Below are 12,164 nucleotides of genomic sequence, written 5' to 3' on the forward strand. Positions count from 1 at the left end.
TCTGCACATATTTAGTCAGCAAATAAAGTATCAAATGTTTGAAACTTAATTTGTAACAAAAATGTCCTGTATAAAAACCTAATATGCCACTTTTGAAACTGGATGAGATTCTTTAAAGCTACAGAGTTTACAGCGAAAAAATAGCTAAAATATTATTGAGACTCTCTTTAGAGAGAGTGAACCTACAAGTGATATGACGAACCACAATTTTGTATGAATTCAAATAGCCAGTCTGCCAATTCTTCCGATACATATTCCCAACGTTTGGCAGACATTGTGGGAACTGCGATCGCTCTCGTAACCCTAATCCTCCCTGTATTTATCATTTCTTACTATTCCTCACCCGATGTTCAGAATAGTCAGCAACAGCTAACCTATTATCTGGACAGAAGTGAAGAGTGAATAAGATTTGACACTCCCCAGCCTAAAGGCGTGGGGATTCTTCATTCACAGACCCAACTTGCTCATACAAGATTTCTCCAGCATAAGTAGAGGTCGAATCTCCTGAAGCGTTGGGATCTAAGACCCAAGTGACCGTATCCCTACCGTACTCAAGGTAAAAGCATTGCAACAGTCATATATCATGTACAGCAACTAGATGGTTAATTAATTTGGTTCTACCGTACTTGTTATGCTAAATCACCAGTCTAAAAAAGGGAACAGGGAACAGGGAACGGGGAACAGGGTAAAGAGGCAATATTTTGTAATCATGTTCAAAATTATGGCTTAATTCTTATGTATAGTAAGCTTTTCGAGATTTTTTTGGCTTGATTTTGCATATTAGGTACTGAAGAACCATTAATTTAGTATAAATATACTAAAAAATGGCATGGCAATGAATAGCTTGGGCAGAGATCCACAATTGCTCTAAAATTCTACACGGGGAACCAAATTGGGTGTACCCATGATTTACTTTTAGTAGAGGAGTTTTGTTGTGGATTTAACCCTTATTCCTGCCCAACCGAAACCGGGTGTAATCAATGTTCTGATTGAAATTCCTGGCGGGAGTAAAAATAAATACGAATTTGATAAAGACTTGCAAGCTTTTGCCTTAGACCGAGTACTTTCATCTTCGGTAAAATACCCTTATGACTACGGCTTTATACCTAACACTCTAGCGGATGATGGCGATCCGCTCGATGGTATGGTAATAATGGATGAACCGACCTTTCCTGGTTGTGTCATTGCGGCAAGACCAATTGGTTATTTAGAAATGATTGATGGTGGCGATCGCGATGAAAAAATTCTTTGTGTTCCCGACAAAGATCCACGCTACGCCCATGTAAGATCATTGAAGGACTTGCCTCCGCACCGTTTAGATGAAATTGCCGAATTTTTCCGCACTTATAAAAATTTGGAAAAAAAGGTGACAGAAATACTCGGTTGGCAGGATGTAGAGAGGGTTGCACCCTTAGTAGAGAAGTTTATCAAAGCTGCTAAAAAATAGATGATTGGTAATGTGTAAGAAGTGATGGGTAATGGGTATAATAAATATCAATTACCCATGACAAAACTGAAAAAACTACCAACAACCCTCTCACCAGACTAAAACCACTCTCACTTGTTGCAGAAAAACCCAAACCGAAATGCAGCGCACTCTCCTTTTGGCTAAGATTCATAACTGTACCCTCACGGCAGCAAATATCAACTACGTGGGTAGTATCAGCATTGATGAAGTACTTTTAGATAAAGCTGGTATTTTACCTTATGAGCAAGTACAAGTAGTGAATAATGCTAATGGTCAGCGGTTTATTACTTACGCAATTCCTGCAACCGCTAATTCAGGAGCCATTCAATTAAATGGAGCAGCTGCACGTTTAGGCATTATTGGCGATCGCTTGATTATAATGACTTACGGGCAGTTTACACTAGACGAGTTAAAACATTACTCTCCTACGGTTGTCATTGTGGACGAAAAAAACCGGATGCTGGAAGTACGCAACTACGATGACCTGCTCAGTAAGCTCTAATTTCAAGAAAAATGTCAAATTTTGAGCTGTCTGATTCCCAAAGCTACGTCAATGAAGAATTAACTCCCACGCTAAATAACCTTGCTGGGGAGTTTTGGGTTAAATTTTGGGGTGTACGCGGTTTAATTGCTACCCCAAACAGTCATACCTGCGGCTATGGTAGTAATACTGCTTGTGTCGAAATACACATAGCAGGACAACGCTTGATTTTTGATGGAGGTACTGGCTTACGAGTTCTAGGTAAAACTTGGCAACATCTGCAAGAGCCTCTAGAAGCCCATTTATTTTTTACTAACTCCCAATCAAATCGCATCCAAGGATTTCCCTTTTTTGCTCCTGCATTTATTACAGGTAACTGCTTCCATATTTATGGAACAGCGGCCTCTAATGGTGCATCAATCAAACAATGTCTGTGCGATCAGATGCTCCAACCGCACTTTCCTTACCCTTTACAGGTGATGCAGTCAGAGTTGCTTTTTCATCATTTGATTCCTGGTAATACAGTGGAGTTAGGTGATGTAAAAATTACAACAGCATTAATTAATAGAAATCAGCGGTCTATTGGCTACCTGGTCAGTTGGGGAGATCAAAGCATGGCCTACGTGACAGATTTACATCAGAGTCTTGATTTAGAAGAGCAAGAGCAGATTCTAAAAATCATTAAAGGTGTTGATTTACTAATTACCAATGCTACCTATACTCCCCCAACTAATAAAAACCATGAATATGCTGAATTACTATGGAAAACTCCAGTTGATTTAGCTCAAAGTGCTGGTGTGCAAAGGCTAGTAATCTCACACCATCATCCAGACGACGATGATGTTTTTCTTGACCAAATTCAAAACCAACTGAAGTCTACATTTCCTAATGTATTACTAGCTTGTGAAGGTATGGTATTGCCTGTGAGTAAGTAACTTCCAGTTACCTGAATTCAATCTTCAGTTCTTGAAGTTTAGCAGCTACTGCTCCACTGCTCAATAATTCTGTAGCTTTGGCTATCCCAGCTTGTACATCTGGAGAAAAGCCGCTGCGCCATAGATAAAAACCACCATTCCACAAGGCTGTTGCCATGAGTTCACTTGCTTGACCAGCCAAAACTGATTGCATATCCTTAATCAGTTCTTCTGTAGTGCTAAGGGGAACATTTTTGGTAGTAAAACCGTATTCACGAGGTACAAGGTGTAGCCGTTCTAATTCTGGGGATGTTGTTGGTGAAGATAATCCAATGATTGCTGTGCGATCGCGCGGTAAGTCACAACTACCTTCTAAACCCTTGACAAAGGTAAATTGCGCTACCCCACGTAACCCCAAAGCCACTTGAAACATTGCTTCTGTAGGGGGGTGAACAAAGCCAGCAATGATGTGAGCATGACCAGCGTAGGGACACCAAATTAACTCCATCGTCGCTAATGGTGGACGTTTACCAAGTTGATCGCGGTATTCCCATAAAGTTTGATTTAAAGGGAAATGCTTGGGTGTGTAAACAAAGCCAATTCCTGTTTGCTCAAAAACCTGCTGGGTTTGTTCCAGTGGTAAACCAGTCCAATCTACTCCTAAATCTTGCCAAATCTCTATTAAAGGTAAACCATATTTTGTTGGTAAGCGGTTTCCTCCATGCATAATCACAGGTTGTCCCGCAGCCGCTAATAATAAAGCCGTAATAATATTAATTGGCGCAGTGCGAGTTCTGCCATCATAGGGTATACCTAAAACGATTACAGGTTCTGCTATTGGTTGCAACTTAGGTCCGAGTTCATAGTAAGCATCCAACATCCCTGCTAACTCTTCACCTGTGGGACGTTTGATACGGTGAGCAATCAAAAACGCCCCAATTTGGGCTGGTGTCGCTTCACCCAGTAACATCATCTTTGTAGCAGTAGCCGCTTCAGCACGAGTTAAATTCTCGGATGTATGACTTCCACTACCTACTTTTTGGATAAATTCTCTAAATATATTAGTCATTGATCAATTCTCAATTAGGGATTAATTTTATCAGTTAAGGTAATCTGGGATGATTCCTGACTCCAAAAATGGGGTTTTTAATTCTTCTTAAGAATTTCGTTAAAATGGGATTTTTACTAAAAAACTGCAAAATACAAACAACATCATGAATTTTAATTTAGAACAGTTTGCTAGTGATAACTATTCTGGAATTTGTCCAGAAGCATGGGAATACACACTAAAAGCAAACCAAGGTAGCGCACCTGCCTATGGCAATGATCAATGGACTCAAAAAGCCTCAGATAAGTTTCGAGAGTTATTTGAAATAGATTGCGAAGTTTTTTTTGTCTTTAATGGCACTGCCGCAAATTCATTATCATTAGCAGCTTTATGTCAGTCTTATCATAGTATCATCTGTCATGAAAATTCACATATTGAAACTAGCGAATGTGGAGCGCCAGAATTTATTTCTAATGGTTCAAAACTTCTCCTAGCTGAAGGCGAAAATGGCAAATTAACGACAGAATCAATAGAAGCTTTATTGTTGGGGAAACGCAGCGATATTCACTATCCTAAACGAAAAGTAATTAGCTTAACTCAAGCAACAGAATTAGGGACTTTATATTCTATAGATGAACTGGCTGCTATTAAAGAACTGGCACACAAACATGATTTAAAAATTCACATGGATGGCGCACGCTTTGCTAATGCAGTAGTGGCTATGAATAAAAGCCCTGCGGAAATTACTTGGAAAAGTGGCATAGATGTTTTATGTTTTTGTGGATCAAAAAATGGCATGGCATTAGGTGAAGCAGTCATTTTTTTTAATAAAGAATTAGCAGAAGATTTTGCCTATCGCTGTAAACAAGCTGGGCAACTTGCTTCAAAAATGCGATTTATTTCGGCTCCTTGGCTGGGTTTATTAGAAACAGGTGCTTGGCTAAAAAATGCCCGTCATGCCAATCAATGTGCTGAATATTTAGAGAATGAATTGTTGAAAATAGCAGGTATTGAAATCATGTTTACTAGAGAAGTCAATGCTGTTTATGCAAATTTGCCAGAAAAAGTAGTTACCAGCTTACGAGCAAAAAATTGGTTATTTTACAGCTTTCTTGGTGTTGGAGGAGTGAGATTAATGTGTTCTTGGAATACAACCCAGGCAAGAATTGATGAATTAATCCAAGATATTAAGCAAGCAATTGTTTAGGATATTAATATTTTACACAATACTGTAAAATGGTTTTATATTTCTTCCCTGGGAAAAATTTACTGGGAAAGATTTAAGATTAGCTAATTTCCACTTACTTAACATTATGACCAACCTCATAGAATATGAAGATGCCAGCGACGAAGTACGCGCAGTTTATGATGATATCCGCACTACTCGTCAAACTGAATATATCAACAATTTTTGGAAAGCCTTAGCTAATCATCCCCCCACTTTGCGGCGCACCTGGGAAACACTTAAAGAAGTGATGGCGAGTCCTGGGGAAATAGATCCATTAGTGAGAGAATTAATTTACATTGCTGTCAGCGTTACCAATGGCTGTGAATATTGCATTAGCTCACACACAGCAGCAGCCCGTGCTAAAGGTATGAGTGATCAAGTGTTTGGTGAACTGATGGCAATTACAGGAGCAGCGAATATGACAAATAGGCTTGCTAATGGCTATCAGATTCCTGTTGACGAACAGTTCAAGATGTAGGATTTTTGATAAAATCTGATTACAGCTTAACAGTATTGGCAGACTGATTAAATAACAAATCTCGTGATTGTTCGGGACTGATTTGCTGATTTTTGAAAGCTTCGGCTTTTTCATAAGCTCGAATAGTTGCTGGACGGGCTTTAATCTCTTCAAACCAGCGTTGTAGGTTAGGAAAATCTTCCAGCTTTTGACTTTGTCGTTCGTAAGGTACAATCCAGGGATAGCTGGCAATATCAGCAATGGAATAATCCCCAGCAATAAATTCGCGATCGCTCAATCGTTTATTTAAAACAGCGTATAATCGTCCTGTTTCATTGACATAGCGATTAATGGCGTAATCAATTTTTTCCGGGGCATATTGGCTAAAATGATGGTTTTGTCCTGCCATTGGCCCCAATCCCCCCATCTGCCAAAACAGCCATTGCAGAACCTCTACACGACCGCGAATATCTGTGGGCATTAACTTGCCAGTTTTTTGTGCCAAATACTCTAGAATTGCTCCAGATTCAAAAATAGAAATAGGTTCACCACCATCAACAGGTTGGTGATCAATAATTGCAGGAATGCGATTATTGGGGGAAATCTTCAAAAACTCTGGTTTAAACTGATCTCCTGCACCAATATTCACAGGAATAAGGTTATAAGGTAATCCAACTTCCTCTAGAAATATCGTAATTTTATGGCCGTTGGGGGTAGTCCAATAGTAAAGGTCAATCATAGATGTATTTCCTAGTAGATACAGTGGTTATACCAATTTTATGTGAGGTTGCACATAATTCTGAAATCCATTGATTTATCTGTCTTTATCTGCGTTTATCTGCGTGCATCCGCGTTTAATTATTCTATGCAGTTTCAGATTAATCTGGTATCAGATGAATGAAGAATTTTCCCCAAATTCCAAATTAAGAAACAGAACCTTGTTGGTTAATTTGTAAATGAATATTATCCTTGACGAGTTGCCAAAAGTGTTGAATGGGGGGAATCTGGAGACGGTCTTGAGTTGTTACCATGACTACCCGCCGGGTTAAACTCGAATTATCAGCTAAATTACTATTATTGGCTAGGGGACGAACTGCCAGAGTAGGATCATATTTGGCTTCTATTAATGCTGAATGAGGAAGTAATGCAATCAGTTCTCCTTGACGAACTACTCCCCGAAAAGCATCTAAAGTGTTTACTTCCAAAGCTGCTTGAAGTTTAGCTTCCATCTGTTCAAATCGATCTTGAATTAGACGTTGCATTCCATAACCATCTTTAAATACTACTTGGGGATAACGAATTAACTCTAACCAAGGGATAGATTCATAACCAGCTAGGGGATGATTTGCGGCGGTGAGGACTTCTATAGGTTCATCATATAGCACTTCTACCGCCATTTCTTTACCAGAGATTAAAAAGCGATTGTGCATGACAATTGCTAAATCGACTAAACCATCTTTGAGGACTTTGAGAGAGCGATCGCTTCCTAATGATGTTACCCTCAATTGTACTTCTGGATAATCATGACAAAACTTTTGTAACACTGGTGGTAAGTAAGAAGCACAGACAGAATGAATCGCTGCAATACATAGTTCTGGTTGCTTTCCCCCCATTAAATCCGTTAACTCTTGTGTAGCAGATTCCCATTCTTGACAAATTTTGCGGACACGAGGAAGTAAACGTTCACCCCCTAACGTTAATTTGGCATGGGTACTGCGATGAAATAGTTCTATTCCCAAATCTGCTTCTAATCCCTGAATTTGCCTACTGATAGTTGATTGAGTAACACCACATTGTTTTGCTGCTTGTTGAAAGCTACCAGTTTGAGCGATCGCCAAAAAGGCTTGCAACTGCTCTAGACGCATTTTGATTTAGCCTGAGTATAAATTTATTACTTTCACTAATTTAACGGGTTTCTCTGTATAATTTGAATTTAATTTAATTAGCTATTCAGTATTAATTTACATAATTGCATTAGCATAAATACTTGTTAATACTGAATTGATGGGTGATTGGTAATTGGTGATTGGTAAGAGTTTTCTTCTTGAATGTTTTACCCCTCGGAGGGTCTATTTTGAATTCCGCAAAGCGTCTAAATATGATCTATGGAGTAAAAATGCTATTTTGGGTTACGGTGGTGTCCCTGGTCACGTTACTAGAGAAACCAGCTAAAAGCGCAACAAAGACGGTTATTAGCCATGCTGCTAATTTAAAAAAATTGGCAGTGACAAATAATATCGCTCAACTACCTAACCCTATTATTCCTCAAAAACCAGAATTAACCCCTGTCAAGCCAGAACAATCTCAACCTACTCCTTTAGAAACAAATCCACCCACTCTGCAACCGGGAGAAATATCACCGCAGATTCCGGGGACAATTCGTGTAGAAGGCTTTGAATTTGAAGGAAACACTGCTTTTAGCGATCGCCAACTTGCGGAAGTCACCAAGCCCTTTACAGCTAGGGAAATTACCTTTGCTGAACTCATAGCAGTAGAGACAGCGGTAACAGAAAAATATATCGAAGCTGGATATATCAATTCTGGTGCGGTAATTTACGCTAACCAAACCTTTCCCAGAACCGGAGGAGTGGTAAAAATTCAGATTATCGAAGGGGAATTAACAGAAATTAATATCATCGGTAATCGTCGTCTTAATGCTAATTATGTGCGATCGCGTTTAGAAATCGCCACCAAAAAACCCCTCAACCGCAACCGATTACTAGAAGCCTTACAAATACTGCAACTCGACCCCCTCATTACCAATATTTCCGCCGAACTCCAACCAGGAAGCCGTCCCCAACAAAGTCGTTTACAAGTGCGAGTTAAAGAAGCAGATAGCTTCAGTGGGGAAATATTTACTGATAACAATCGTTCTCCCAGCGTAGGTAGTTTTCGACGGGGGATGAAGATTAATCAAAGTAACTTACTGGGTTTGGGTGATGGATTACAGGTATTTTATACCAATAGTGATGGGAGTAATGCCTTCGATGGTAGTTATACTTTACCCATCAATGCCCGCAATGGCACAATTGAATTTGCAGTAGGTATAACTAATACTAACGTCATTGAACAGCCATTTAATCGTCTGGATATTGAAGGAAAATCACGCACATACCAACTCACATATCGTCAACCTGTTGTTCAGAAGCCAAATCAAGAATTAGCTTTAGGGTTGACATTTTCCCGACAACAAAGTGAAACCTCACTGTTAAATGAAAGATTTCCTCTGTCTCCAGGGGCTAATAATCAGGGAGAAACCAGCGTTTCCGCGTTGCGGTTTTTTCAAGAATATGTGCAACGGAGTCCTCGTCAAGTTTTAGCAGTGCGATCGCAATTTTCCCTCGGAACGGATTTATTCGGTGCTACAGTCAATAATAATGCCCCAGACAGTCAATTTTTTGCTTGGCGGGGACAAGGACAATATGTGCGGTTATTAGCGCCAGAAACCTTGTTAATTCTGCGTTCCGACATTCAGATATCCACAGACTCACTATTATCCCTAGAACAGATAGGAATTGGTGGTGCGAAAAGCGTGCGAGGATATCGTCAAGACCTGATCTTAACAGATAGCGGTGCGATCGCCTCAGCTGAATTACGCCTACCTATTCTGCGAATACCAGAAGTAAAAGGCATTTTACAAGTAGCTCCCTTCCTTGATTTTGGGGTAGGGTGGAACTATTCTGGAGAAAAAGCAAATTCCCAATCAAATAGTTTATTAGGTACAGGATTAGGGTTAATCTGGCAAATGAGTGATCGCTTAAATGCCCGTTTAGATTATGGTATCCCCTTAATTGATGTGAAAGCAAGCGATGAAACCTTACAAGATCAAGGTCTTTATTTTACTATTAACTATTTTCTTTTTTGAATTATGAAAATCTTTTTTTTTGCACGCAGAGGCGCAGAGACACAGAGAGAATTCAAGAGTTTTAAATAAATTTTTCAGCAACCCCTAAATAATATGAAAAAATCCTCCTACTCTGCGAGATCGCTAAGAGCGATTGCGCCTTTGCTCCTTTGTATCTTTGCGCGAAACTTTAATCCTCTTCCAGTTTCAGCACAAATTATTCCAGATAATACTCTAGGTTCGGAAAATTCCCGTATTATCAATAATGAGCAAATTGAAGGTGGAGCAATTCGTGGTTCTAATCTGTTTCATAGTTTCCAAGAATTCAATATTGGTGAAGGAAGAGGAGCGTATTTCGCCAATCCCAACAACATCACCAATATCTTCACCCGCGTCACAGGTAGCAATCCTAGCAATATTTTCGGAACATTAGGAGTTTTAGGAAACGCCAATTTATTTTTATTAAATCCCCAAGGAATTATCTTTGGCAAAAATGCTCAATTAGATTTGCGGGGTTCGTTTTTTGCTTCTACAGCCGATAGTGTAGTATTTAATAACGGCTTTGAATTTAGTAGCAGTAATCCTCAAGCACCTCTATTAACTGTCAATATTCCTGTGGGGTTGAAATTTAGAGAAAATCCTGGAACAATTATCAATCAATCCCAAGCTGTAGGAACATTAAATTTACCTCAAGTATCTCAACCTATCCCCATATCAGATAATCTTGGTTTAGCAGTAGACAATGGTCAAACATTAGGTTTAATTGGAGGTAATATTCAAGTTGATAATGGTAATTTAACTGCTAATAATGGACAAATTATTTTGGGTAGCGTCGCTAGTCCTGGTTTAGTGAATTTCACGCTAACCCCACAAAATATGACTTTAAATTATGATAATATTCAAGAATTTGGCAATATTGAAATAACCGATAACTCACTTATTAATAGTAGTGGTGCTGGTGGTGGACAAGTAGATATTAAAGGTGGCAATATTCTCCTCAATAGTTCCCGAATTTTCGCCTTAACTTTAGGAAATCTAGACGGGAAAGGCATAAATATCAATGCTCAAAAACTCCGCGCTCAGGAAGGATCGCAAATATCCACTACTAACTTTGGTCAGGGTACAGGAGGGGCTTTAAATATCAGGACTAAAGATGCTGTAGAACTAAGTGGAGTAGGTTTCTCTAGTCTGCAAAATTTGATAGGGATATTTCTCATTACTGGATTCATAGACCCTTTTGATATGCCAATTATTTTGAGTAATAATACTTTTAATATAGGGACTGCTGGAGATATCACAATTGAGACGGGAAATCTATTCTTAGAAAATGGAGCAGCTATAGGAGGAGGAACTTATGGCTCTCAAAATGGGGGAAAACTAAACATCAGTGCCAATATTATAGAATTAGTCAGTTCTGGAATTAACAGCGGTACTTTTCAGGGAAGTACCGGCACAGGAGGAGATATTTCGATTAATTCAGAAAAGTTAATAGTGCGTGATGGTTCTAGTTTAGCCAGCTTGAATCGCGGTGAAGGAGCATCAGGAAATATCAATATTCAAGCCTCTGAATCAGTAGAAGTATTGCGTACTCCTACTGGAAGTGTATCACAAACTTTAATTGGGACAACTTCTTTTGGTGCAACTGGTAAAGCTGGAGATATTACTATTGATACTAAACGATTATTAATCTCTGATGGCGCGGGAATTACCTTAACAAGTGGTGTGGCTATTGGTAATGTTCTGCTAAATCCGACAGGGGGAGCAGGAGGGAATTTAACAATTAGAGCAACTGAATCCGCAGAATTAACTGGTGTTTCTGGGGTTTTAGCTAATGGGGGACGGAGTATTAGTTTCCTCAGTGCTGACACTTATACTAACAGTCGAGGAGGTGATATTTACCTTTCTACACCTGTGCTGACTCTTCAGAATGGAGGGATAATTTCAGCGGCTTCTTTAGGTACAGGTGATGCCGGAAATATTACCATTGATGCTGGACGGGTAGAGCTTTTGGGAAGTCAAAAGTCAGATGGATTAAATAGTAGAATCCAAGCTTCTGTGGGAATTGTCGGTGATTTAACTAATCCCAACGCTACAGCAAATGCAGGTTCATTAAATCTGAATGTTCAAAAATTACTTGTCCAAAATGAGTCCACTATTAATGTTCAGGCTTTAGGAACAGGGACGGCTGGAAGTATTAATATTATTGCTGATGCCATTACCCTAAGTAACAAAGGTAGCATTAATGGTAGTACTGATGCAGGCGGTGGGGGAAACATTAATATTACAGCCAAAGAATTACAGTTACGTCGAACTAGTACAATTACAACCGATGCGGGTAGTTCTGACGGTGGTAACATCAATATCAACAGTGACATCCTTTTAGCATTTCCCCAAGAAAATAGCGACATCACAGCCAATGCTCGTACAGCCCAAGGTGGTAAAGTTACGGTTAATGTCCCGAATATATTTGGTTTTACAGCCGTTAGTCGAGAACAAGTTAGAGAGCGTTTAGGGCTGACAGATGCCCAATTTGCAGCTTTAGAGGTAAATCCCACATCACTACTGACTACCAGTGACATCGCCGCTTTTTCCCAAGTATCGGGGCCTTCTTTACAAGGGACTGGGGAGCAACGCGATTTTGTGAGGTGGGGCAAAAAAAGTGCGATCGCCAAGTTAAAAACAGGCATCGCTAAAATATTTTTCTGAAATTAATGTTAAATAAAT

Annotated in this window: 11 protein-coding genes; 8 read left to right on the plus strand and 3 right to left on the minus strand. The window is 39.4% G+C overall.

Features of this window, described 5'->3' with window-relative positions:
* Positions 1-213 precede the first annotated feature (213 nt).
* The 4 genes from H6G59_RS23250 (at position 214) to H6G59_RS23265 (ending at position 2,884) form a co-directional block, all read left to right on the plus strand.
* Entirely contained in the window at positions 214-402 is a 189-nt protein-coding gene (locus tag H6G59_RS23250) for a TLTLP motif-containing protein (protein WP_190719111.1), read from the plus strand.
* 532 nt (positions 403-934) lie between these two features.
* Positions 935-1,447, plus strand: a complete 513-nt coding sequence (locus tag H6G59_RS23255) for an inorganic diphosphatase (RefSeq protein ID WP_190648268.1) — start codon at positions 935-937, stop codon at positions 1,445-1,447.
* Positions 1,448-1,586: 139 nt separating this feature from the next.
* On the plus strand, positions 1,587-1,970 hold the full coding sequence (panD, locus tag H6G59_RS23260) for an aspartate 1-decarboxylase (protein ID WP_190719114.1): 384 nt from the start codon (positions 1,587-1,589) through the stop codon (positions 1,968-1,970).
* A gap of 11 nt (positions 1,971-1,981) precedes the next feature.
* Positions 1,982-2,884: an MBL fold metallo-hydrolase gene (locus H6G59_RS23265; protein WP_190719117.1), complete on the plus strand. Its 903-nt coding sequence runs from the start codon at positions 1,982-1,984 to the stop codon at positions 2,882-2,884.
* Positions 2,885-2,891: 7 nt separating this feature from the next.
* Here the strand turns inward: H6G59_RS23265 and H6G59_RS23270 are convergent, their stop codons facing one another.
* Positions 2,892-3,932, minus strand: a complete 1,041-nt coding sequence (locus tag H6G59_RS23270; protein WP_190719119.1) for an anthranilate phosphoribosyltransferase family protein — start codon at positions 3,930-3,932, stop codon at positions 2,892-2,894.
* 145 nt (positions 3,933-4,077) lie between these two features.
* On the opposite strand from H6G59_RS23270, the gene H6G59_RS23275 reads away from it, so the two are divergent.
* On the plus strand, positions 4,078-5,118 hold the full coding sequence (locus H6G59_RS23275) for a threonine aldolase family protein (RefSeq protein ID WP_190719122.1): 1,041 nt from the start codon (positions 4,078-4,080) through the stop codon (positions 5,116-5,118).
* 106 nt (positions 5,119-5,224) lie between these two features.
* On the plus strand, positions 5,225-5,617 hold the full coding sequence (locus H6G59_RS23280; RefSeq protein WP_190719125.1) for a carboxymuconolactone decarboxylase family protein: 393 nt from the start codon (positions 5,225-5,227) through the stop codon (positions 5,615-5,617).
* Between the two features lie 19 nt (positions 5,618-5,636).
* Here the strand turns inward: H6G59_RS23280 and H6G59_RS23285 are convergent, their stop codons facing one another.
* Together H6G59_RS23285 and H6G59_RS23290 are read right to left on the minus strand one after the other, a co-directional pair.
* Positions 5,637-6,335: a glutathione S-transferase N-terminal domain-containing protein gene (locus H6G59_RS23285; RefSeq protein ID WP_190719127.1), complete on the minus strand. Its 699-nt coding sequence runs from the start codon at positions 6,333-6,335 to the stop codon at positions 5,637-5,639.
* A 184-nt stretch (positions 6,336-6,519) separates the two neighbouring features.
* Complete coding sequence (locus H6G59_RS23290) at positions 6,520-7,461, minus strand: LysR family transcriptional regulator (RefSeq protein WP_190719130.1); 942 nt, start codon at positions 7,459-7,461, stop codon at positions 6,520-6,522.
* Positions 7,462-7,712: 251 nt separating this feature from the next.
* Between H6G59_RS23290 and H6G59_RS23295 the strand changes: the two genes are divergently transcribed.
* Together H6G59_RS23295 and H6G59_RS23300 are read left to right on the plus strand one after the other, a co-directional pair.
* Complete coding sequence (locus H6G59_RS23295; protein ID WP_242038961.1) at positions 7,713-9,461, plus strand: ShlB/FhaC/HecB family hemolysin secretion/activation protein; 1,749 nt, start codon at positions 7,713-7,715, stop codon at positions 9,459-9,461.
* Positions 9,462-9,554: 93 nt separating this feature from the next.
* Positions 9,555-12,146: a two-partner secretion domain-containing protein gene (locus H6G59_RS23300; RefSeq protein WP_242038962.1), complete on the plus strand. Its 2,592-nt coding sequence runs from the start codon at positions 9,555-9,557 to the stop codon at positions 12,144-12,146.
* The last annotated feature ends 18 nt before the right edge of the window (positions 12,147-12,164 follow it).

The sequence above is a fragment of the Anabaena lutea FACHB-196 genome (assembly GCF_014698305.1).
Taxonomy (GTDB): domain Bacteria; phylum Cyanobacteriota; class Cyanobacteriia; order Cyanobacteriales; family Nostocaceae; genus Anabaena; species Anabaena lutea.